Here is a 23939-nt window from a genome sequence, read left to right as displayed (position 1 = left end):
GCTTGCCCGCGATGCTTTTAAAGGTTTTGCAGTGTATCGAGCAGCACCTTCACCTTGGTTATCGATTCCTGATATTCCGCCTGCCAGTCCGAATCCGCGACGATCCCGCCGCCACCCCAGCAGCACACCTGTCCATCCTTGACCAGCAAACTACGGATGGCGATGGAGCTGTCCATCTCGCCGCGCACGTCCAGGTACAGCAATGAACCGCAATACAATCCACGACGGGTCGGTTCCAGCTCATCGATGATCTGCATGGCACGAATCTTCGGCGCGCCGGTAATCGAGCCGCCGGGGAAGCTACCGGCGATCAAATCCAGCGCATCCTTGTCATCCGCCAGCTCGCCGGTCACGCTGCTCACCAGGTGATGCACGTTCGGATAGCTTTCCAGACTGAACAACTCCGGCACCCGCACCGAGCCGATGCGGCAGGTACGGCCGAGGTCGTTGCGCAGCAAATCGACGATCATCAGGTTTTCCGCGCGGTCCTTGGGGCTGGCCAGCAGTTCGGCGGCGTTCGCCGCATCTTCAACTGCAGTCAGACCGCGGGGGCGTGTGCCTTTGATCGGGCGGGTTTCGACGTGGCGCTCACTGACTTTGACGAAACGCTCTGGCGACAGGCTCAGCACCGCGTCGCCGTCGGGCAGGCTCTGGAAACCGGAAAAAGGTGTCGGGCACGCCGCCCGCAGCGCGCAGTACGCGGCCCATGGATCGCCCTGGCATTGCGCACGAAAGCGCTGGGCGAAGTTGACCTGATAGCAGTCGCCGGCCTGAATGTACTGCTGAATGCGTTCGAAGGCTTGTCGATAGTCGTTGGCGCTCAGGTCGGCGCTCATCGGGCTGTCCAGTTTGAAAGGCTCGATTTTCTGAGGTGCAGGTTGCGTGAACAATTCGAGCAGCCGCTGCCGCTCGCTGTCGATCAGCGCCGGGTGGAACACCAGTTGGCTGGTGGCCAAGTGGTGATCGCTGATCAGGGCCCAGTCGTACAGCCCGAAACGTGCGTCAGGCAATTGCAGGTCGTCCCGCGCCTGGCTCGGCAGGTTTTCCAGATGCCGGCCGAAGTCATAGCTCAGATAACCGATCAGGCCACCGGCGAAAGGCAGATCGAAAGGAACAGAGGCTTTACCGAGTCGCTTCAGAGTGTCGCGAAGGCGTTGCAGGAAATGGCTGCCGCTTTCATCCGGTAACACAGCCAGTTGTTCCAGCGGCCAGGCGCTGAGCAGGTCATAACGCCCACGCTCGGCGCTCGGCCGGCCGCTGTCGAGCAGCACGGCACCGGGGGCATGACGAATCGCCGCGAAGTACTCGGCGGGGTTGGCGCGATAGGGCAGCGGGTGTACGGAACAGGTCAGCATGGGCAGGGCAGATCAGCCATCGAGGCGGGGGAGCGATTGTAGTCCTCTGCAGGATTTGCTCCTAGAGGGGATGTCGGCAAGAGATTCATTGGCAGCGGGTGATTGCACTCTGTGGCGAGGGGGGCTTGCCTGTGGCGAGGGAGCTTGCTCCCGTCGGACTGCGCAGCAGGCCCAAACTCAATCCCTCGATTTTCAGAAAAACCGAGGGGACCGGTTTATGACTGCTGCGCAGCCAAGCGGGAGCAAGCTCCCTCGCCACAAAGATGCCACAGGTCAGCCCTCAACCGCAGGAATATGCCCAAACATTTCCTGAACGAATTCCACGCGTTCCTCCACGGTTTCGATTATCCCGCGGGCCTGTAATTCTTCCAGCCGCGCTTCGACCGCATGGGTACGTAACGTCAAGCCACAGTCGTTGGCGATCTGAATGTTCAAGCCGGGCCGGGCGTTAAGCTCAAGAATCAACGGCCCTTTCTCCTGGTCGAGCACCATGTCGACACCGATGTAACCCAACCCGCACAGCTCATAGCAGCCGGCCGCGAGCTTCATGAAACCGTCCCAGTAGGGCAGTTGCACGCCGTCCACAGCGTTGGTGGTGTCCGGGTGTTTGTTGATGATGTTGTTCAGCCAGGTGCCGCGCAATGTCAGGCCGGTGGCCAGATCGACACCGACGCCGATGGCGCCCTGGTGCAGGTTGGCCTTGCCGCCGGACTGGCGAGTCGGCAGGCGCAACATGGCCATCACCGGATAGCCCATCAGCACGATGATGCGAATGTCCGGCACACCTTCATAGCTGATGCTTTTGAAGATCTGGTCCGGGGTCACGCGGTACTCGATCAGCGCGCGGTCGCGGTGACCGCCGAGCGAGTACAGGCCGGTCAGGATGCTGGAAATCTGATGCTCGATTTCCTCGTGACTGATGATCTTGCCCGACACCGTGCGATAGCGGCCCTCGAAGCGGTCGGCAATCACCAGAATGCCGTCACCGCCGGCGCCCTGGGCCGGTTTGACCACGAAATCGGTGCGCCCGCCGATGATCTCGCTGAGGTTGTCGATTTCTTTCTCGGTGGAGATCACGCCGTACAGCTCCGGCACGTGGATGCCGGCGGCGATGGCGCGCTCCTTGGTGATGATCTTGTCATCGACGATCGGGTACAGGCTGCGCTTGTTGTACTTGAGCACGTAGTCTGCGTTGCGCCGATTGATCCCCATGATGCCCCGGGCCTCCAGGGCTTTCCAGGTTTTCCAGAGACCGAACATCAGGCGTCGGCCTTCTTGAGGAAAGCCTTGAAGCGCACCAGTTCGGTCAGGCGGTAACCGCGATAGCGACCCATGGCCAGCATGAAGCCCACCAGAATCAGCAGGATCGCCGGGAAGGTGAACACGAAGTACACCAGCTCAGGCACGCTCATGATCAGGTGCGCCAAAGAGGCGGCGAACAGGGTACCGATCGCCACTTTCATGGCATGGCCGCCCCCGCGCTCTTCCCAAGTGATCGACAGGCGTTCGATGGTCATGGTCAGAATCACCATCGGGAACAGCGCCACCGACAAGCCGCGTTCCAGGCCAAGTTTGTGGCTGAACAGGCTGATCGCCGCGATCAGCACCACCACGAAGGTCAGCACCACCGATAGCCTCGGCAGCATTTGCAGCTTCAAATGTTCAAGGTAGGAGCGCAGCGACAGCCCCAGCGTCGTGATGATCGTAAATAGCACGATGCCGAAACCGAGCTGGGTTTCCCGGAAGGCGAGGGCGATCAGCACCGGGGTAAAGGTGCCGAGTGTCTGAATGCCGATCAGGTTGCGCAGAATCAGGATCACCAGCACGCCGATCGGGATCATCACCATGATCATGAACGTCTGTTGGGTTTGCAGCGGCAAGCCGTACAGCGAGTATTCGAGGAAGTTGGCGTCGGAATTTTCGTCGGTCAGCTTGGCCAGGCGAATGGCGTTCATTTCGCTGTTGTTCAGGCTGAAGGTGACGGTGGCTTTTTTGCCGCCATCGACGGTGATCAGGTTTTCATCGCCGGTCCACCACTGCAAGCGGTCGGTGGGCAGGCCCTGTTCGCCGGTTTCCGGGTTGAAGTACAGCCAGTCAGTGCCGTTGAAGCTGCGCAACCAGAGTTCAGGCATCTGTGGTTGGTCGGCCACCAGGCGGATGGTGTGAACCTTTTCGATCGGCACGTGGGCGATGGACAGTACCAGCTCGACGATTTTGGCTTTGTTCGCGGTGGACGGATCGCCGCCCAGCAGCAGTTTCACGTTGTCGTCGTTAAGGTTGTTGACGCGCTTGATGGCTTCGCCGATGAAGGTTTCAACGTCTGCCGAGTGTTGGCGGATCGGCGCGAGCAGGGCTTCGGCGGCGATTTTTTCCGGGCCTTCGACGGCAATACTGTCACGGAAAGTCGGGCCTTTGACCTTGGATTTTTCGCCGCTGTAGCGCTTGGTCAGCACCAGTCGGTAATAAAGGGTCTGGTTGCCCTTGGCGCGGCGCGCCGACCAGGTGACCTTGCGGTTGCCGTCGACACGGTTCACCGCCACGCCGTAATTATTGGAAATGAAACTCTCGTTGAGGCTCACGTAGTCGCGGCTCAGCGGTGGCACGAACATCTGAATCTTGATCGGATCCTTGGCATTGGCGACGAACTCGACCTTGGCGTCGATGTTCCACAAGTCGTCGGTAGCGTCTTCGGTCACCGGAATTCCGAGCACGAAAATCTGATAGGCCGTAACTGAAATGCCCAGCACCACCAGGATGGCGATCAGCAGTTTCAGATGGAGGGTAAGAGAGCGCATTGGAATTACTCTGCGGTATGTGCGTCGGTGGCGCAGGCGGGTTTGCCAGCAGCGTATTTAAGACTGGGATCGACCAGCGCATCGAAACGTTTGAGCGCTTCGGAGCCGATCAGGAGCGGGTATTGGAAGGCACTGCGGTCGGTCAAGTTCACTTCGATACTGCGTAAAGCCGAACCCATGCAGATATCCAGCTCGATGACCGGACGGGCGGTGTACTTCTTGCCTTCTTCCGGGTCGTAGTCACCGGCCCGGCGCTTGATCTTGCTGACACGGGCCAGCGGTCGTTCGATCGGGTGCGAATGCGCGGCGTCGATAGCCAGATAGAAGCGCACCCAGGATTCGCCATTGCGTTTGAAACGTTTGATGTCGCGGGCACTCAGCGAAGCGGTTTTCGCCCCGGTGTCGAGTTTGGCGGCGACTTCCAGATTGATGCCATCCAGCGAAGCGTACTCATTGAGGCCGTACACAGTCTTTTCCCCTGCCGCGGCGAAACCTGGCAGGCCAAAAAGACAAAGGAATGTGGTGAAGGGCTTGAGTCTCATAAATCCTGGTGCGCAGCGGTCCGTTCTTCAATTCAAGGCCCTGGCATTGCTGCACAAGCTCCCTCGTATGCCTGTCTGCTTTTTATGACAGGCAATGCAGATGACAAGCAAATGCGGGCGGCATTCTAGCACGGTGGGTTTATGGCGCCAGCGCTGGCCGGCGGCTATAACTTGAGGTGTTGCTTCCTTATGGTGCAGCGTGGTTATTAGACGATTGTCGACAATATCGAATTATCCTTTGACGTGAACGGCCATATTCGCTAGTTTTTGCGGCATTGGTTTTCAAGGTGTCGACAATATGCTGGATCAACTCGATCCCCCGGTCACGATTCAGGACGACTCGGAAACACTTTCCGAAAACGTCTTCCGACGTATTCAGGCGGCCATCGTCAAGGGCGAGATCGCCCCGGGCAGCAAGATCTCCGAGCCGGAGCTGGCGCGCACCTACGGCATTAGCCGCGGGCCGCTGCGTGAGGCCATTCACCGTCTGGAAGGCCAGCGCCTGCTGGTTCGCGTGCCGCACGTCGGGGCGCGGGTGGTGTCGCTGAGCCACGCCGAACTGCTGGAGCTCTACGAAATTCGCGAATCCCTGGAAGGCATGGCGTGTCGTCTGGCGGCTGAACGCATGACGGTCGAAGAAATCGACGAACTGCGCCGGGTGCTCGAAACCCACGAGCGCGATGCGGCGTTTCAGGCCGGTGTCGGTTACTACCAGCAGGAAGGCGATTTCGACTTTCATTACCGGATCATCCAGGGCAGCGGCAACCGCACCCTGACCCAGATGCTGTGCGGTGAGCTCTATCAGCTGGTGCGCATGTACCGCATCCAGTTTTCCACCACGCCCAATCGGCCGCGCCAGGCGTTTGCCGAACACCACCGAATTCTCGATGCCATCGCCGACCGTGACGGTGAATTGGCCGAGTTGTTGATGCGCCGTCACATCGGCGCCTCCAAACGCAATATCGCCCGTCACTACCAGGACGGCGCTAACCCGACAGCCACTGAACGAGGTGAGTCATGAGTTCCAACAAGAGCACTCCAGGCCAGCGTTTCCGCGATGCGGTCGCCAGCGAACATCCGCTGCAAGTGGTTGGCACGATCAACGCCAACCACGCATTGCTGGCCAAGCGCGCCGGTTTCAAGGCTATTTACCTGTCGGGTGGCGGGGTGGCTGCCGGCTCCCTCGGCGTGCCGGACCTGGGGATTACCGGTCTGGATGACGTGCTGACCGACGTGCGCCGCATCACTGACGTTTGCGATTTGCCACTGTTGGTGGACGTGGATACCGGGTTCGGTTCCTCGGCGTTCAACGTTGCCCGTACCGTGAAGTCGATGATCAAGTTTGGCGCGGCGGCGATTCACATCGAAGACCAGGTCGGCGCCAAGCGCTGCGGTCACCGTCCTAATAAGGAGATCGTCACGCAGCAGGAAATGGTCGACCGCATCAAAGCGGCCGTCGATGCCCGCACCGACGACAGCTTCGTGATCATGGCGCGCACTGATGCGCTGGCGGTGGAAGGTCTTGAATCTGCGCTGGATCGCGCCGCGGCGTGCATCGAAGCCGGCGCCGACATGGTGTTCCCGGAAGCGATCACCGAACTTGAGATGTACAAGCTGTTCGCCAGCCGCGTGAAAGCGCCGATCCTGGCCAACATCACCGAATTCGGCGCGACGCCGCTGTACACCACCGAGCAACTCGCTGCCGCCGACGTGTCGCTGGTGCTGTACCCGCTGTCGGCGTTCCGCGCCATGAACAAAGCCGCGGAAAACGTCTACACCGCGATCCGCCGCGACGGCACGCAACAGAACGTGATCGACACCATGCAGACGCGCATGGAGCTTTACGATCGCATCGATTACCACACCTTTGAGCAGAAGCTCGATGCGTTGTTTGCCGCGAAGAAATAAAGAACAAAAGATCAAAAGATCGCAGCCTCGTTTCACTCGACAGCTCCTACAGGGCTGTTGTGAACGCGGTCAATGCAGGAGCTGTCGAGCGAAGCGAGGCTGCGATCTTTCGGCATCACAAAGAACCTGATGAAACACAATTTGCCGATTCCCTGACAAATTCAAGAAAAACTGGAGACAGCAATGGCCGAAGCAAAAGTACTCAGTGGCGCCGGGCTCCGTGGCCAGGTGGCCGGGCAAACCGCACTGTCCACCGTGGGCCAGTCGGGCGCCGGCCTGACCTATCGCGGCTACGACGTTCGCGAACTGGCGGCTGACGCACAATTCGAAGAAGTGGCTTACCTGCTGCTGTACGGCGAACTGCCGACCAAGGCACAACTCGCTGCCTATACCCAAAAACTGAGCAAGCTGCGCGACCTGCCGCAAGCGCTGAAAGAAGTGCTGGAACGCATCCCCGCCGACGCTCATCCGATGGACGTGATGCGCACCGGTTGCTCGTTTCTGGGTAACATCGAGCCGGAGCAGGACTTCTCCGAACAGCACGACAAAACCGACCGCCTGTTGGCCGCGTTCCCGGCGATCATGTGCTACTGGTATCGCTTCAGCCACGACGGCAAACGCATCAATTGCGTGACCGACGAAGCCTGCATCGGCGGCCATTTCCTGCACCTGCTGCACGACAAGAAACCGAGCGAGTTGCACGTCAAGGTGATGAACGTTTCGCTGATCCTCTACGCCGAACACGAGTTCAACGCCTCGACCTTCACCGCCCGTGTGTGCGCCTCGACGCTGTCGGATCTGTATTCCTGCATCACGGCGGCCATCGGCTCCCTGCGCGGCCCGCTGCATGGCGGCGCCAACGAAGCGGCGATGGAAATGATCGAGCGCTTTTCATCGCCCGAAGAGGCGATCAAAGGCACCCTCGGCATGCTCGAGCGCAAGGACAAGATCATGGGCTTCGGCCACGCGATCTATAAGGACAACGATCCGCGCAACGAGGTGATCAAGGCCTGGTCGAAAAAGCTCGCTGACGAAGTGGGTGACACGGTGCTGTTCCCGGTCTCCGAAGCCATCGACAAGACCATGTGGGAACAGAAAAAACTATTCCCGAACGCCGACTTCTACCATGCGTCGACTTACCACTTCATGGGCATTCCGACCAAGTTGTTCACGCCAATCTTCGTCTGCTCGCGCCTGACCGGCTGGGCTGCACACGTGTTCGAACAACGCGCCAATAACCGCATCATCCGCCCGAGCGCCGAATACGTCGGCGTCGAACAGCGCAAGTTCGTGCCAATCGAACAACGCTGACCGGGAGGGCGCCGGTAATGGTTACTGGGCGAAACGAATAACCCTGTGGGAGCGGGCTTGCCCGCGATAGCGGTGAGTCCAGTCGACATCTCTGTCGGATGTGACTCAGTCATCGCGGGCAAGCCCGCTCCCACAGTGGGTCGTGTTTGCTTCAATAGCTGCGCCAGGCGCCCACCCTTTGAAACCACCGTGACCGAGTCCTGACGATGAACACAAAATTCCGCAAACCGCTGCCCGGCAGCCATCTGGATTATTTCGACGTCCGCGCGGCGGTCGAGGCCATTTCGCCTGGCGCCTATGACACCCTGCCGTACACCTCCCGCGTGCTGGCGGAAAACCTTGTGCGTCGCTGCGACCCGGCCACGCTCACCGAATCGCTCAAACAATTCATCGAGCGCAAACGCGACCTCGACTTTCCATGGTTCCCCGCCCGCGTGGTGTGCCATGACATTCTTGGCCAGACTGCCTTGGTCGACCTCGCCGGCCTGCGCGATGCCATCGCCCTGCAAGGCGGCGATCCGGCGCAAGTGAACCCGGTGGTGCCGACTCAGTTGATCGTCGACCACTCTCTGGCCGTTGAACGCGGCGGCTTCGACCCGGATGCGTTCGAGAAGAACCGCGCCATCGAAGACCGTCGCAACGAAGACCGTTTCCACTTCATCAACTGGACCAAAAAAGCCTTCAAGAACGTCGACGTGATCCCGCCGGGCAACGGGATCATGCACCAGATCAACCTGGAGAAAATGTCGCCGGTGATTCAGGTGCGCGACGGCGTGGCCTTCCCCGATACTTGCGTCGGCACCGACAGCCACACCCCGCACGTCGATGCGCTGGGCGTGATCGCCATTGGTGTTGGTGGCCTGGAAGCGGAGAGCGTGATGCTGGGTCGCGCATCGTGGATGCGTCTGCCGGAAAGCGTCGGTGTCGAGCTGACCGGTAAGCTGCAACCGGGCATCACCGCCACCGACATGGTGCTGGCGCTGACTGAATACCTGCGCAAACAAAAAGTTGTCGGCGCGTGGCTGGAATTCTTCGGTGAAGGGGCTTCGGCGCTGACCCTGGGCGACCGCGCGACCATTTCCAACATGGCCCCGGAATACGGCGCCACGGCGGCAATGTTCTACATCGACCAGCAGACCATCGACTACCTGAAACTCACCGGCCGTGAAGACGAGCAAGTGCAGTTGGTCGAGAATTACGCCAAGACCACCGGCCTGTGGGCTGACAGCCTCAAGGGGGCGCAATACGAGCGCGGCTTGACGTTTGACCTGTCCACCGTCGTGCGCAACATGGCCGGCCCGAGCAATCCGCATGCCCGTGTGGCGGTTTCGGATCTGGCCGCCAAAGGTATCTCCGGCCAGTGGGACGACGTGCCTGGCCAGATGCCGGATGGCGCGGTGATCATCGCCGCGATCACCAGTTGCACCAACACCAGCAACCCACGCAACGTGATTGCCGCCGGCCTGCTGGCGCGCAACGCTAACAAGCTCGGGCTGACCCGCAAGCCATGGGTCAAATCCTCGCTGGCGCCGGGTTCGAAGACCGTGGCGCTGTATCTGGATGAAGCCGGGCTGACTAAAGAACTGGAGCAACTGGGCTTCGGCGTCGTGGCCTTCGCCTGCACCACGTGCAACGGCATGTCCGGCGCGCTGGACCCGGTGATCCAGCAGGAAATCATCGACCGCGATCTGTATGCCACCGCAGTGCTGTCCGGTAACCGCAACTTCGACGGCCGAATTCACCCGTACGCGAAAAACGCGTTCCTCGCTTCGCCGCCATTGGTGGTGGCTTATGCCATCGCCGGGACCATTCGTTTCGACATCGAAAAAGATGTGCTGGGCGTGGTCGATGGCAAGGAAATCCGCCTGAAAGACATCTGGCCGAGCGACGAAGAAATCGACGCGGTGGTGAAAGCTTCGGTCAAACCGGAGCAGTTCCGTCAGGTGTATATCCCGATGTTCGCCATCCACGAAGACACCGGTCCGAAGGTCACGCCGCTGTATGACTGGCGCGAAATGAGCACCTACATCCGTCGTCCGCCTTACTGGGAAGGTGCGCTGGCCGGCGCGCGTCCGCTCAAGGGCATGCGCCCGCTGGCGGTGCTGCCGGACAACATCACCACCGATCACCTGTCGCCTTCCAACGCGATCATGCTCGACAGCGCCGCCGGTGAATACCTGGCGAAAATGGGCCTACCGGAAGAAGACTTCAACTCCTACGCCACCCACCGCGGCGACCACTTGACCGCGCAGCGCGCGACGTTCGCCAACCCGAAACTGTTCAACGAAATGGTCCGGGAAAACGGCAAGGTCAAGCAGGGTTCCCTGGCGCGGGTCGAGCCCGAAGGCCAGGTGATGCGCATGTGGGAAGCCATCGAAACCTACATGGAGCGCAAGCAGCCGCTGATCATCATCGCCGGTGCCGACTACGGCCAGGGTTCGTCCCGGGACTGGGCGGCCAAAGGTGTGCGTCTGGCGGGTGTGGAAGCGATTGCCGCTGAAGGTTTCGAGCGCATCCACCGCACCAACCTGGTCGGCATGGGCGTGTTGCCGCTGGAGTTCCAGTCGGGCACCGACCGTCACACCCTGGCCATCGACGGCAGCGAAACCTACGACGTGATCGGCGACCGCACTCCGCGTGCGACGCTGACGCTGGTGATCAATCGCAAGAATGGCGAACGCGTCGAAGTGCCGGTGACCTGCCGCCTCGACACCGCCGAAGAAGTGTCGATCTACGAGGCCGGCGGCGTGTTGCAGCGTTTCGCTCAGGACTTCCTCGAAGAATCGGCGGTTGCCGTCTAAATCACGAAGTGCGGACATGGGGTTTCAGGCCTGTGTCCGCCTGCCTTTACGATAAGGAGTAGGAGCACCAATGGCTCACGCACCTCAAATTAAAATCCCCGCCACCTATATGCGTGGCGGCACCAGCAAAGGCGTGTTCTTCAGCCTGAAAGACCTGCCCGAAGCGGCACAGATTCCGGGCCCGGCTCGCGATGCGTTATTGCTGCGAGTGATCGGCAGTCCCGACCCATACGACAAGCAAATCGACGGCATGGGCGGTGCGACGTCCAGCACCAGCAAAACCGTGATCCTGTCGAAAAGCCTCAAGGCCGACCATGACGTCGATTACCTGTTCGGTCAGGTCTCCATCGACAAGCCTTTCGTCGACTGGAGTGGCAACTGCGGCAACTTGTCGGCGGCAGTCGGTTCGTTCGCGGTCAGCAATGGCCTGGTGGACGCCAGCCGCATTCCGCACAACGGCGTGGCGGTGGTGCGCGTGTGGCAGGCCAATATCGGCAAGACCATCATCGCCCACGTACCGATCACCAACGGTGAGGTGCAGGAAACAGGTGATTTCGAACTCGATGGCGTGACCTTTCCGGCGGCCGAAGTGCAGCTCGAATTCATCGACCCAGCGGCGGAAGAAGAGGGTGGCGGGGGTTCGATGTTCCCCACTGGCAATCTGGTGGATGACCTCGAAGTGCCGGGCGTCGGTACGCTCAAGGCGACTCTGATCAACGCTGGCATCCCGACCATTTTCATCAACGCCGAAGACATCGGCTACACCGGCACCGAGTTGCAGGGCGCGATCAACGGCGACCTGAAGGCCCTGGCGATGTTCGAAACCATCCGCGCTTACGGCGCGTTGCGCATGGGTCTGATTGAGCATCTGGACGAAGCGGCCAAGCGTCAGCACACACCGAAGGTGGCGTTCGTCGCCAAACCGGCGGATTACATTGCCTCCAGCGGCAAAAAGATCGCCGCCACCGATATTGATTTGCTGGTGCGCGCGCTGTCCATGGGCAAACTGCACCACGCGATGATGGGCACGGCAGCGGTGGCCATCGGCACGGCGGCGGCAATTTCCGGCACGTTGGTGAACCTGGCGGCAGGCGGCATCGAACGCAACGCCGTGCGCTTCGGTCATCCCTCCGGCACCTTGCGCGTGGGCGCCGAGGCCAGTCAGGTCAACGGTGAATGGACCGTGAACAAAGCCATCATGAGCCGCAGTGCGCGGGTGTTGATGGAAGGTTATGTCCGCGTGCCGGGGGACTCTTTCTGACAATTTAGAAGTCACCCAAAACCCTGTGGGAGCGGACTTGTCCGCGATGAGGCCTTCACATTCAACATCTATGTTGGCTGATACACCGCTATCGCGGGCAAGCCCGCTCCCACAGTTAATTGCATTTCAATAACAAAAATGGCGTCACCAACTAAGATTGATCCTGAACCGAGGTCCCATCAGCGAACCACTGACCGAGTGAATCGAACATGAGCGCCAACGTCGACCTGAACAACCGCCCCGACTACGACACGGTCCTGCAGGACATCGCTGACTACGTCCTCAACTTCAAAATCGACTCTACCGAGGCGCTTGATACCGCCCGCAATTGCCTGATGGACACCCTCGGCTGCGGTCTGCTGGCGCTGCGTTTTCCCGAATGCACCAAACACCTGGGACCCATCGTCGAAGGCACGGTCGTCCCTTTTGGCGCTCGCGTGCCTGGCACCAGCTATCGTCTCGATCCGGTCAAAGCCGCGTGGGACATTGGTTGCATCGTCCGCTGGCTCGATTACAACGACACTTGGCTCGCTGCTGAATGGGGTCATCCGTCCGATAACCTCGGCGCCATTCTTGCGGTGGCCGACCACCTGTCGCAAAAACGCCTGGCCAATGGCGATGCACCGCTGACCATTCGCGTGGTGTTGGAAGCGATGATCATGGCCCATGAGATTCAAGGCGTGATTGCACTGGAAAACTCCTTCAATCGCGTTGGCATCGATCACGTCATCCTGGTGAAAGTCGCCTCGACCGCCGTCACCGCCAAGCTCATGGGCGCCAATCGCGAGCAACTGCTGTCGGCGTTGTCCCATGCCTTTGCCGACGGCCAGGCGCTGCGTACTTACCGGCATGCGCCCAATGCCGGGTCGCGTAAATCCTGGGCAGCGGGGGATGCATCCAGTCGTGGCGTGCGTCTGGCGGACATTGCGATGCGTGGGGAGATGGGTATTCCCGGTGTGCTGACCGCCAGACAATGGGGGTTCTACGACGTGTTGTTCAGCCACACCAACAACGATCTGGCGCTCAAGCCTGAAGACAAACGTGCCTTCAGCTTCTCCCGGCCGTTCGGCAGCTACGTGATGGAAAACGTGCTGTTCAAGATCAGCTTTCCTGCCGAGTTTCACGCGCAAACGGCCTGCGAGGCCGCCGTCACCTTGCACCCCTTGGTCAGGAATCGCCTGCACGAAATCGACAAGATCGTCATCACCACCCACGAATCGGCGATCCGCATCATCTCCAAGGTCGGTCCGCTGGCCAACGCTGCGGACCGCGACCACTGCATCCAGTACATGATCGCCGTACCCTTGGTGTTCGGTAATCTGGTGGCCGAGCAATATGAAGACGATTTCCACGCCGTACATCCGATCATCGACGTGCTGCGCGACAAAATGGTCATCGTCGAAGACCCGCGTTTCACCCGCGAATACCTGGAGCCGGATAAACGCTCCATCGCTAATGCGGTGCAGGTGTTCTTCAAGGACGGCTCCAGCACCGAGAACGTGATAGTGGAGTACCCGATCGGCCATCGCCGTCGCCGCATCGATGGTATTCCGCTGCTGGAAGACAAGTTCAAAGCCAATCTGGCGACGCGCTTCACGGCTCAGCGCAGTGCCGAGATTTTTGCGTTGTGCAAGGATCAGGCAGCGCTTGAAGCGACTCCGGTGAACCGGTTTGTGGACCTGTTTGTGATCTAGTCACACCGCGTCATCGTTCAATCGCGGGCAAGCCCGCTCCCACAGGTTCTACATTGTTTGCAAAATTTGCATTCAGCACAGCCCCCTGTGGGAGCGGGCTTGCCCGCGATGGCGGTAGAACAGACGCCGGTAATTTACTTGAACCGCCGCTCCACACCTTTCTCCACCAGAATCTTCGCCGAAATCTCTTCTACCGAGAAATGCGTGGAATTGATGTGGGCAATGTTCTCGCGGCGAAACAGATTCTCCACCTCGCGCACTTCGAATTCGCACTGTGCGTAGCTCGAATAGCGGCTGTTGGGCTTGCGCTCATTGCGGATGGCTGTAAGCCGGTCCGGGTCGATGGTCAGGCCGAATAGCTTGTGATGATGGGCGCGCAGGGCGGTTGGCAGTTGCAGGCGCTCCATGTCGTCTTCGGTCAGCGGGTAATTGGCCGCGCGGATGCCGAATTGCATGGCCATGTACAAACACGTCGGGGTTTTACCACAGCGCGACACACCCACTAGTATCAGGTCAGCTTTGTCGTAATAGTGGGTGCGGGCGCCGTCGTCGTTGTCGAGGGCGAAGTTCACCGCCTCGATGCGCTCCATGTAATTGGAGTTGCCACCGATGGAGTGGGATTTGCCGACGGTGTAGGAAGAATGCTCGGTCAGTTCCTGTTCCAGTGGCGCCAGGAAGGTCGAGAAAATGTCGATCATGAAACCATTCGATGTCGCGAGGATCTCACGAATGTCCTGATTGACGATGGTGTCGAAAATAATCGGACGAAAACCATCGTTTTCGGCGGCTTTGTTGATTTGTTGTACCATGGCCCGCGCTTTATCCGCGTTGTCGATGTAGGGCCGCGTGATTTTGCTGAAGGCAATGTTTTCGAACTGCGCCAACAAGCTTTGACCGAGGGTTTCGGCCGTAATGCCCGTGCCATCGGAGATAAAGAAAGCAGATCGTTTCATTTGCACCTTGGGCCTTAAGCTAGTTTCGATTCTTGGATATAGTAGGCGCGATTTGTCGGCCGCCAGTGGCCAGCATTCTCACTTATTTTCCAGGTCCAGGCCATACAGCCGGCAAATGCTCCCCCGAGTCGCCGGCTTCTGAGCTTTTCCAACACAGTTAGTGGAGAGATCACCTTGGTAGAGTACGTAGTTTCCCTCGATAAGCTCGGCGTCCATGATGTAGAGCATGTGGGGGGCAAGAACGCATCCCTGGGCGAGATGATCAGTAACCTTGCAGGTGCCGGTGTATCGGTGCCCGGTGGCTTCGCCACGACAGCTCAGGCGTATCGTGATTTCCTGGAACTGAGCGGTCTGAACGATCAGATCCACGCAGCCCTCGACGCGCTGGATGTCGACGATGTCAACGCCCTGGCCAAAACCGGCGCCCAGATCCGTCAATGGATCATGGAAGCCGAATTCCCAGAGAAGCTCAATACCGAGATCCGCACCGCGTTCGCCACGCTGTCGGCCGGTAACCCTGACATGGCCGTTGCCGTGCGCTCTTCCGCTACCGCCGAAGACTTGCCGGACGCTTCCTTTGCCGGTCAGCAGGAAACCTTCCTGAACATCCGTGGTGTCGAAAACGTTATTCGCGCCGCTAAAGAGGTGTTCGCTTCCCTGTTCAACGATCGTGCGATTTCCTACCGCGTCCACCAGGGCTTCGACCACAAGCTGGTTGCCCTGTCGGCCGGCGTGCAGCGCATGGTCCGCTCCGAAACCGGCACCGCCGGCGTGATGTTCACCCTCGATACCGAATCGGGCTTCCGTGACGTGGTGTTCATCACCGGCGCTTACGGCCTGGGTGAAACCGTCGTGCAAGGCGCGGTGAACCCGGATGAGTTCTACGTCCACAAAGGCACGCTGGAAGCCGGTCGTCCGGCCATCCTGCGTCGCAATCTGGGCAGCAAAGCCATCAAGATGATCTACGGCGAAGTCGCCACGGCCGGTAAATCGGTCAAGACCATCGACGTCGACAAGGCCGATCGTGCCCGTTTCTGTCTGAGCGACGCTGAAGTCAGCGAGCTGGCCAAACAAGCGATGATCATCGAGAAGCACTACAAGTGCCCGATGGACATCGAATGGGCCAAAGACGGCGACGACGGCAAGCTCTACATCGTTCAGGCCCGTCCTGAAACCGTGAAGAGCCGCACTTCGGCCAATGTCATGGAACGCTACCTGCTGAAAGAAACCGGCACCGTGCTGGTGGAAGGTCGCGCCATCGGCCAGCGCATCGGCGCCGGCAAGGTCCGCATCATCAAGGACGTGTCCGAGATGGACAAAGTCCAGCCCGGCGACGTACTGGTCTCCGACATGACCGACCCGGACTGGGAACCGGTGATGAAGCGCGCCAGCGCCATCGTCACCAACCGTGGCGGTCGTACCTGCCACGCGGCAATCATTGCCCGTGAGCTGGGCATCCCGGCCGTGGTCGGTTGCGGCAACGCCACCCAACTGTTGCAAGACGGCCAGGGCGTGACCGTTTCCTGCGCTGAAGGCGACACCGGTTACATCTTCGAAGGCGAGCTGGGCTTCGACATCAAGAAAAACTCCGTGGATGCCATGCCGGATCTGCCGTTCAAGATCATGATGAACGTCGGCAACCCGGACCGCGCCTTCGACTTCGCGCAGCTGCCGAACGCCGGTGTGGGCCTGGCCCGTCTGGAATTCATCATCAACCGCATGATCGGCGTACACCCCAAGGCGCTGTTGAACTATGACGGTCTGCCACAGGACATCAAGGACAGCGTCGACAAGCGCATTGCCGGCTACGACGACCCGGTTGGCTTCTATGTCGACAAACTGGTTGAAGGCATCAGCACCCTGGCCGCTGCGTTCACCCCGAAAAAGGTCATCGTGCGTCTGTCGGACTTCAAGTCCAATGAATACGCCAACCTGATCGGTGGCAAGCTCTACGAGCCTGAAGAAGAAAACCCGATGCTGGGCTTCCGTGGCGCTTCGCGTTACATCAGCGAATCGTTCCGTGACTGCTTCGAACTCGAGTGCCGTGCTCTCAAGCGCGTGCGCAACGAGATGGGCCTGACCAACGTTGAAATCATGGTGCCATTCGTTCGTACCCTCGGCGAAGCCAGCCAAGTGATCGATCTGTTGGCCGAAAATGGCCTGGCTCGCGGCGAGAATGGTCTGCGCATCATCATGATGTGCGAGCTGCCGTCCAACGCGATCCTGGCTGAAGAGTTCCTCGAGTTCTTCGACGGCTTCTCCATCGGCTCCAACGACCTGACCCAGCTGACACTGGGTCTGGACCGTGACTCCGGGATCATCGCGCACCTGTTCGACGAGCGTAATCCTGCGGTCAAGAAGTTGCTGGCCAATGCTATTCAGGCCTGCAACAAGGCCGGCAAGTACATCGGCATCTGCGGTCAGGGCCCTTCGGACCACCCTGATCTGGCCAAATGGCTGATGGAGCAGGGCATCGAAAGTGTTTCGCTGAACCCCGATTCCGTGCTGGAAACCTGGTTCTTCCTGGCTGAAGGTCAGGCTTCGGCCTGATGGTGTGGACGGGCCGCTCTCTGTGGGAGCGAGCCTGCTCGCGATGGTCGTAAACGATAACGCGTACTTGCTGGATAAACGCGTTGTCCTGACGTCCTTCGCGAGCAGGCTCGCTCCCACACTGGCCGGCTCTTTCAGATATTCAAGTAGGGCGGGCTCCTCTGGATGCCGCCCTTTTTTGTGCAAGAGCATTATGCAAAGCAGCAGCAACCTATTTCCTGTCGCCCTGATCAGCGCCGAGCGGCGCGGTGATCTGAGCGAAGACGTCTATCGTTTGAAACCCGGCAACAGCCCCGACGGCACCGTCGAACTGGCTGTGACGCGCCTCGGCCTGGCCGATGAGCCGACGGTGCGTGGCGTGCCGGTGATTCTGTTGCACGGCAGCTTTTCCAATCGACGGTTCTGGTTCTCTCCCAAAGGTCTGGGGTTGGGGGCTTATCTGACGCGCCTGGGGTTCGATGTATGGATTCCGGAAATGCGCGGTCATGGTCTGTCTCAGCGCAATCAGGACTATCGCAAAAACCGCGTCGCCGACTACGCGCGTTACGATTTGCCGGCCATTGGCGCATTCGTTCGCGAGCAAAGCGGCCAGGTCCCACACTGGATCGGTCATTCGCTGGGCGGCATTACGCTGGCGGCGGCGCTGGGTGGGGAATACATCGGCGAGCCTGTCGTCGCGTCTGCCGCGTTCTTCGGTACGCAGGTCAGCCGTACCTACTGGCCGTTGAAGTTTCCACCGGTGGAGTGGAGCGGGCGCTTCATCCTCAAGCGGTTTGCTCAACTGTCAGGTTCACGCCTCAAGCGCGGCCCGGAGGACGAGCCGATTGGCCTGGCCCTGGAAAGCATGCGCTGGTACGGGCTGTTCGGGCGTTTTGGCGATGCCGACAAGGACTGGTGGGCGGGTTTGGCCGAGGTTCAGTTACCGGTGTTGGCCGTGAGTGCCGCGGGCGATCATCAGGACCCGACCTGGGCCTGCCGCAAGCTGTTCGATCAGGTCGGCTCCGAGCACAAGCAATTCATCACCCTTGGCCGCGAGCAAGGCTTTGGCGATAATTTCGGTCATGTGGAAATGCTTGTCAGCAAGGCTGCGCAGACGGAAGTCTGGCCGTTGGTGGCGCGTTGGCTGGCAGATCAACAGACGCCTTTGCTGGGTGGAAAGCCGGATTTGGCTGCGGCAATTTGAGCCTGATGCTCTAACAAGGGCATTTCGCTCGGAACGGCTTGCGGCTAAGATATGACGCATTAAGCGGTTCTGGTCACTTTTAGTGATTGACTCGATCGGCGCGTTTGCAGCCGTTGAGCCTTGGTCCGCGTATGCTGCCTACTCGATTGTCTTCCTTTTCACAGGAGTTTCTCGATGAACCATTACCTCACGCCTGATCTTTGCGATGCCTACCCGGAGCTGGTGCAGGTGCTGGAACCGATGTTCAGCAATTTTGGGGGCCGTGATTCTTTCGGTGGCGAAATCGTGACCATCAAATGTTTCGAAGATAATTCGCTGGTCAAGGAGCAAGTTGCGCTCAAGGGTAACGGTAAAGTGCTGGTGGTCGACGGTGGCGGTTCCCTGCGCCGCGCGCTGTTGGGCGACCTGCTGGCCGAGAAAGCCGCCAGTAACGGTTGGGAAGGGCTGGTGGTCTACGGTTGCATTCGCGACGTCGACGTCATCGCGCAAACCGATCTGGGGGTTCAGGCTCTGGCCAGTCACCCGATGAAAACCGACCGGCGCGGTGTGGGTGAACTCAATATTGCCGTGACCTTCGCGGGTGTGACTTTCCACCCGGGTCACTATGTTTATGCGGATAACAACGGCGTGATCATTTCGCCAAGCCCGCTGAAGATGCCTGAATAAAGCGCGTTTCATTAAAGGGGTGAGGATGTTCGAGGAAGAAAACGCGCAGTGGGGGCTGGTGCATGCCCTGGTGCTGGATGGTAAAGGCGGTGCGCGTTCGATAGCCCGGACTGAACTCGATGACTTGCAGCTGCAGGCCCATGAAAGCCTGTGGCTGCACTGGGATCGCAGTCACCCGCAAACCCAGACCTGGTTGCGTAAATACAGCGGTCTGAGTGAATTTAGTTGCGACTTGTTGCTGGAAGAGAACACCCGGCCGCGTCTTTTGCCGCTGCCGGACTCCGAGCTGTTGCTGTTTCTGCGCGGAATCAACCTCAATCCAGGTGCCGAGCCGGAAGACATGGTCTCGGTGCGGATCTTCGGGGCGGCCCAGCGGGTGATCTCGCTGCGTCTGCGGCCATTGCGCGCCACCGATGAGTTGCTGGCGCAACTGGCTGAAGGCAAAGGGCCGAGAACCGCCTCCGAACTCATTCTTTATATGGCGCAGTACCTCACTAACAAAGTGCAGGATCTGGTCAGCTGCCTCTCGGAAATCGTCGATGAGGAAGAAGAAAAGCTGGATACCGACGAACGGTATACGCCGGAGCATGGGGCTGTTTTGCAGATCCGTCGCAGAGCGGCCGCACTGAAACGTTTTCTGGCACCGCAACGGGATATTTTCGGTCAGTTGACGCGAATAAAACTACCGTGGTTCGTTGAAGACGATGGCGATTACTGGAACGAATTGAACAACAGCCTTACCCGTTATCTCGAGGAGCTGGAATTGACCCGAGAGCGCGTGGGGCTGGTCCTGGAGGCCGAAGACCGGCGTCTGAGCGTGCGCATGAATCGCACGATGTACCGCTTCGGGATCATCACCGGGATCTTTTTGCCGATGAGTTTTCTGACCGGTCTTTTGGGCATCAACGTCGGCGGTATTCCGTTCTCCACCAGCCCTTATGGCTTCCTGATCGCCTGCTTGCTGGCAGGCTCGGTAGCGCTGGGACAGTGGTGGCTATTCCGACGTTTGCGCTGGTTCTGATGATGAGTCATGTGACCCGACCAAATTTGACCGCGTCTTTCACAGATATCACGAGAGGTGCGTATGCACGATCCGTTTGAACAGTCTTTGCGTGACATGCTCAAAGCTTCGCCGTCCAGCCGTGACGACGACGCCTGCCTGGGCCGCGTGCTGAAAACCGCCAACCGCCAGGTCGGTGCCGGCGATCTGTTCAGCCTGCTGGGCCGCTGGTTGCCCGCGCTGATGATCGCCCTGAATAACGGATCGGCCCATATCTCGCCGGTTTCCCGTCTTCGTAAACCTACCGCTCGCACTGCTGATAAGGCTGATTGAATATGGAACTTGATCTCTGGACTCAGAGCCTCGTCACTGCAATGACTGCGTTATGGACCAAGGTTGCAAACTTCATTCCGAACCTGTTTGGCGCACTGGTTGTGCTGCTGCTGGGTTTTGTCGTGGCCAAACTGCTGGACACACTACTCTCCAAATTGCTTGCCAAACTGGGCCTCGATCGCCTGATGGGCGGCACCGGGCTGACCAAATTGCTGTCCCGAGCAGGCCTTCAGGTGCCTATCTCGACGTTGATCGGCAAAATCGTGTATTGGTTCGTTCTGCTGATTTTTCTGGTTTCGGCCGCAGAATCCCTTGGACTTGAGCGAGTTTCGGCTACGCTGGACATGTTGGCGCTGTATTTGCCGAAAGTATTCGGCGCTGCGCTGGTACTGCTGGTGGGTGTCTTGCTGGCGCAACTGGCCAATGGGCTGGTGCGTGGCGCGGCTGAAGGCGTAGGGCTCGATTACGCCGCGGGCCTGGGGCGAATTGCCCAGGGCCTGGTGATCATCATCAGTATTTCGGTTGCGATCAGCCAGTTGGAGGTCAAGACTGACCTGCTCAACCATGTGATCGTGATCGTCTTGATTACCGTTGGTCTGGCGGTTGCGCTGGCCATGGGGTTGGGAAGCCGGGAAATTGCCGGTCAGATTCTTGCGGGAATCTATGTGCGTGAGTTGTATCAGGTTGGGCAACAAGTGCGAGTTGGCGAGGTCGAAGGTCAGATCGAAGAGATCGGCACGGTTAAAACCACCGTGCTGACCGATGAGGGTGAGCTAGTCTCTCTCTCGAATCGGATTCTCTTGGAGCAGCATGTGAGTAGCCGCTAACCCGGCAAATCCTGCTAATGTATGCCGCCGCAAAATGTCCTGAAGGACTGCGGCGGACATTGACCTGACTGTCGGCCAGACTTGTTTTGAATAAAGCTCAATCGCTCTCCACGCGCTACGACCCCCGCGAGCTCTCTGATGAGGAGTTGGTCGCGCGCTCGCATACCGAGCTGTTTCACGTAACGCGCGCTTATGAAGAACTGATGCGGCGTTACCAGCGAACATTATTTAACGTTTGTGCACGGTATCTTGGGAACGATCGTGATGCAGACGATGTCTGTCAGGAAGTGATGTTGAAGGTGCTCTACGGCCTGAAGAACTTCGAGGGGAAATCGAAGTTCAAGACATGGCTATATAGCATCACGTACAACGAGTGCATCACGCAGTATCGGAAAGAACGGCGAAAGCGTCGCTTGATGGACGCTTTGAGTCTGGACCCCCTCGAGGAAGCATCTGAAGAAAAGATGCCGAAACCCGAGGAGAAGGGCGGACTTGATCGCTGGCTGGTGTATGTGAACCCGATCGACCGGGAAATTCTGGTGCTACGATTTGTCGCAGAGCTGGAATTTCAGGAGATCGCAGACATAATGCACATGGGTTTGAGTGCAACAAAAATGCGTTACAAACGCGCTCTAGACAAATTGCGTGAGAAATTTGCAGGCATTGCTGAAACTTAGTTCGGCGCAAATATCTCTTACGTGTAGGCAAGTTCTGATAGACTTGCCGCCGAGTTGTCCCCCGGTTTGCGGGACTGCTTCACAATCACCAGATGGGGATTTAACGGATGAAACTGAAAAACACCTTGGGCTTGGCCATTGGTTCTCTTATTGCTGCCACTTCGTTCGGCGCTCTGGCACAAGGCCAAGGCGCAGTTGAAATCGAAGGCTTCGCTAAGAAAGAAATGTTCGATAGCGCTCGTGACTTCAAGAACAACGGCAACCTGTTCGGCGGTTCGATCGGTTACTTCCTGACCGACGACGTTGAACTGCGTCTGGCCTACGACGAAGTGCACAACGCACGTTCCGAAGATGGCCGTAACATCAAGGGCTCCAACACCGCTCTGGATGCTCTGTACCACTTCAACAACCCGGGCGACATGCTGCGTCCATACGTATCGGCTGGCTTCTCCGACCAGAGCATCGGTCAGAACGGTTCCGGTGGTCGTAACGGTTCCACCTTCGCCAACGTTGGCGGCGGTGCCAAGCTGTACTTCACCGACAACTTCTACGCCCGTGCTGGCGTTGAAGCTCAATACAACATCGACCAGGGCGACACCGAGTGGGCTCCTAGCGTCGGTATCGGTGTGAACTTCGGTGGCGGCTCCAAGCCTGCTGCTGCTCCAGTCCCAGCACCAGCTGAAGTTTGCGCTGACAGCGACAACGATGGCGTTTGCGACAACGTTGACAAGTGCCCGGACACCCCAGCCAACGTAACTGTTGACGCTGATGGCTGCCCAGCAGTTGCTGAAGTTGTTCGTGTTGAGCTGGACGTGAAGTTCGACTTCGACAAGTCGGTAGTCAAGCCTAACAGCTACGGCGACATCAAGAACCTGGCTGACTTCATGAAGCAGTACCCATCCACCACTACTACTGTTGAAGGTCACACTGACTCCGTCGGTCCTGACGCTTACAACCAGAAACTGTCCGAGCGTCGTGCAAACGCCGTTAAGAACGTTCTGACCAACCAGTACGGTGTTGAATCGTCCCGCGTTCAGTCTGTTGGCTACGGCGAATCCCGCCCAGTTGCTGACAACAAAACTGACGCTGGTCGCGCTGTAAACCGTCGCGTAGAAGCGCAGGTTGAAGCTAGCGCTAAGTAATTAGCTCGCAGCTCTGGAAAAGCCCGGCTTAGGCCGGGCTTTTCTTTGTCTGCGATTTGGGTTTCAGCGAGGTTTTGGCGGTGTTCCGAAAAGATCGCAGCCTGCGGCAGCTCCTACAGGGATAAGTGCCAAATCCATGTAGGAGCTGCCGCAGGCTGCGATCTTTTGATCCCTACAAGGATAAACACCGAGCCAATGCAGGAGCTGCCGCAGGCTGCAATCTTTTGATCTCATCACAGGCCGCCACCGCGCCGATCACCAGAATCGCCGGGCTTTTGAGCTGGAAGTCACAGGCATCGTTTTCCATGGCTGCCAAGTCGCTCCGACATTCCCGTTGGTGCGGCAGGGAAGCATTTTCGATCATCGCCACAGGCGTATCGGCAGCCATTCCGCCGGCCAGCAGTTGCTCACGAATTTCACTGAGTTTCGCCACGCCCATGTAGATCACCAGCGTGGTGCCCCCTTGAGCCAGGGCCTGCCAGTTCAGGCTGCTGTCATCCTGAGTGTGCGCGGTGACCAGTGTCACGCCACGTGCGACGCCCCGCAGCGTCAGCGGAATATCGCATTGGGTCGCGCCGGCAAGGCCAGCGGTGATGCCATTGACCAGTTCAACCTCTACGCCACGCTCACGCAGCCACTGCGCTTCTTCACCGCCGCGCCCGAAGATGCACGGATCACCGCCCTTGAGCCGCACCACGCATTTGCCGTGGCGGGTATAACGCAACATCAGGCGATGAATGAAGGCTTGAGGCGTGGAGCGACAGCCACCGCGCTTACCCACAGGAATGATTCGCGCGTTCGGGCAATGCTCCAGCACCGCCTCATTGACCAGATCGTCGATCAGCACCACGTCCGCTTCGCGCAACGCTCGAACCGCCTTGAGGGTCAGCAATTCAGGGTCGCCAGGACCCGCACCCACCAGCCAGACTTTTGCGCTCATA

At 59.0% G+C, this 23939-nt stretch carries 20 protein-coding genes; 14 read left to right on the top strand and 6 right to left on the bottom strand.

Going from position 1 to position 23939, the window contains the following annotated elements; translation table 11 throughout:
- Positions 1–17: 17 nt before the first annotated feature.
- The 4 genes from pabB to rloA all read right to left on the bottom strand — a co-directional run bounded on the left by pabB (position 18) and on the right by rloA (position 4692).
- Positions 18–1355 (bottom strand): aminodeoxychorismate synthase component I, encoded by a 1338-nt coding sequence (pabB, locus tag AB7M26_RS25750; protein WP_123496379.1) that lies wholly within the window; start codon positions 1353–1355, stop codon positions 18–20.
- 273 nt (positions 1356–1628) lie between these two features.
- Positions 1629–2615: an alpha-L-glutamate ligase-like protein gene (locus AB7M26_RS25745; protein ID WP_123496381.1), complete on the bottom strand. Its 987-nt coding sequence runs from the start codon at positions 2613–2615 to the stop codon at positions 1629–1631.
- Positions 2615–4150 (bottom strand): osmotic stress tolerance membrane protein RloB, encoded by a 1536-nt coding sequence (gene rloB, locus AB7M26_RS25740; protein ID WP_123496383.1) that lies wholly within the window; start codon positions 4148–4150, stop codon positions 2615–2617. Before rloB ends, AB7M26_RS25745 begins: the two co-directional genes overlap by 1 nt.
- Before the next feature lie 5 nt (positions 4151–4155).
- Complete coding sequence (gene rloA / locus AB7M26_RS25735; protein ID WP_007902103.1) at positions 4156–4692, bottom strand: retropepsin-like aspartic peptidase RloA; 537 nt, start codon at positions 4690–4692, stop codon at positions 4156–4158.
- A gap of 301 nt (positions 4693–4993) precedes the next feature.
- Here rloA and AB7M26_RS25730 point away from each other — a divergent pair, with 301 nt between their 5' ends.
- From AB7M26_RS25730 to prpD, 6 genes are all read left to right on the top strand, one after another.
- Positions 4994–5713 (top strand): GntR family transcriptional regulator, encoded by a 720-nt coding sequence (locus tag AB7M26_RS25730; RefSeq protein ID WP_177319500.1) that lies wholly within the window; start codon positions 4994–4996, stop codon positions 5711–5713.
- Complete coding sequence (prpB, locus tag AB7M26_RS25725) at positions 5710–6600, top strand: methylisocitrate lyase (protein WP_063343005.1); 891 nt, start codon at positions 5710–5712, stop codon at positions 6598–6600. Before AB7M26_RS25730 ends, prpB begins: the two co-directional genes overlap by 4 nt.
- Before the next feature lie 183 nt (positions 6601–6783).
- A complete protein-coding gene (gene prpC, locus AB7M26_RS25720; protein WP_123496385.1) occupies positions 6784–7911 on the top strand; it encodes a bifunctional 2-methylcitrate synthase/citrate synthase in 1128 nt (375 codons plus the stop codon).
- Between the two features lie 206 nt (positions 7912–8117).
- Positions 8118–10712: a Fe/S-dependent 2-methylisocitrate dehydratase AcnD gene (gene acnD / locus AB7M26_RS25715; protein ID WP_123496387.1), complete on the top strand. Its 2595-nt coding sequence runs from the start codon at positions 8118–8120 to the stop codon at positions 10710–10712.
- Positions 10713–10782: 70 nt separating this feature from the next.
- Positions 10783–11973, top strand: coding sequence for a 2-methylaconitate cis-trans isomerase PrpF (gene prpF / locus AB7M26_RS25710; RefSeq protein ID WP_123496389.1), 1191 nt, complete (start codon positions 10783–10785; stop codon positions 11971–11973).
- A 209-nt stretch (positions 11974–12182) separates the two neighbouring features.
- The gene (gene prpD, locus AB7M26_RS25705; RefSeq protein ID WP_123496391.1) at positions 12183–13667 is read left to right on the top strand and encodes a 2-methylcitrate dehydratase; all 1485 of its coding nucleotides are present in this window, start codon (positions 12183–12185) and stop codon (positions 13665–13667) included.
- Positions 13668–13801: 134 nt separating this feature from the next.
- Here prpD and ppsR read toward each other — a convergent pair whose 3' ends face one another.
- Complete coding sequence (ppsR, locus tag AB7M26_RS25700; RefSeq protein ID WP_123496393.1) at positions 13802–14620, bottom strand: posphoenolpyruvate synthetase regulatory kinase/phosphorylase PpsR; 819 nt, start codon at positions 14618–14620, stop codon at positions 13802–13804.
- 174 nt (positions 14621–14794) lie between these two features.
- Between ppsR and ppsA the strand changes: the two genes are divergently transcribed.
- The 8 genes from ppsA (at position 14795) to AB7M26_RS25660 (ending at position 22998) form a co-directional block, all read left to right on the top strand.
- The gene (gene ppsA / locus AB7M26_RS25695; protein ID WP_123496395.1) at positions 14795–17170 is read left to right on the top strand and encodes a phosphoenolpyruvate synthase; all 2376 of its coding nucleotides are present in this window, start codon (positions 14795–14797) and stop codon (positions 17168–17170) included.
- Between the two features lie 193 nt (positions 17171–17363).
- Entirely contained in the window at positions 17364–18353 is a 990-nt protein-coding gene (locus tag AB7M26_RS25690; RefSeq protein ID WP_123496397.1) for an alpha/beta fold hydrolase, read from the top strand.
- Between the two features lie 174 nt (positions 18354–18527).
- The gene (gene rraA, locus AB7M26_RS25685; RefSeq protein WP_123496399.1) at positions 18528–19019 is read left to right on the top strand and encodes a ribonuclease E activity regulator RraA; all 492 of its coding nucleotides are present in this window, start codon (positions 18528–18530) and stop codon (positions 19017–19019) included.
- A 25-nt stretch (positions 19020–19044) separates the two neighbouring features.
- Positions 19045–20040 (top strand): zinc transporter ZntB, encoded by a 996-nt coding sequence (locus tag AB7M26_RS25680; RefSeq protein WP_123496401.1) that lies wholly within the window; start codon positions 19045–19047, stop codon positions 20038–20040.
- Between the two features lie 63 nt (positions 20041–20103).
- Positions 20104–20352 carry a hypothetical protein gene (locus AB7M26_RS25675; protein ID WP_007902080.1) on the top strand — a complete coding sequence of 83 codons (249 nt, stop codon included), beginning with the start codon at positions 20104–20106 and terminating at the stop codon, positions 20350–20352.
- A gap of 2 nt (positions 20353–20354) precedes the next feature.
- Positions 20355–21179 (top strand): mechanosensitive ion channel family protein, encoded by an 825-nt coding sequence (locus tag AB7M26_RS25670; protein WP_007902078.1) that lies wholly within the window; start codon positions 20355–20357, stop codon positions 21177–21179.
- 86 nt (positions 21180–21265) lie between these two features.
- On the top strand, positions 21266–21856 hold the full coding sequence (gene sigX, locus AB7M26_RS25665; protein ID WP_032830573.1) for an RNA polymerase sigma factor SigX: 591 nt from the start codon (positions 21266–21268) through the stop codon (positions 21854–21856).
- A 107-nt stretch (positions 21857–21963) separates the two neighbouring features.
- The gene (locus AB7M26_RS25660; RefSeq protein WP_123496403.1) at positions 21964–22998 is read left to right on the top strand and encodes an OmpA family protein; all 1035 of its coding nucleotides are present in this window, start codon (positions 21964–21966) and stop codon (positions 22996–22998) included.
- Positions 22999–23170: 172 nt separating this feature from the next.
- Here AB7M26_RS25660 and cobA read toward each other — a convergent pair whose 3' ends face one another.
- Positions 23171–23938 (bottom strand): uroporphyrinogen-III C-methyltransferase, encoded by a 768-nt coding sequence (cobA, locus tag AB7M26_RS25655; protein WP_123496405.1) that lies wholly within the window; start codon positions 23936–23938, stop codon positions 23171–23173.
- Position 23939 lies beyond the last annotated feature (1 nt).

It is taken from the genome of Pseudomonas sp. F-14 TE3482 (genome assembly GCF_053629455.1).
Note: the sequence above shows the minus strand (reverse complement) of the source record. Positions and strands in the feature narration are given on the sequence as shown.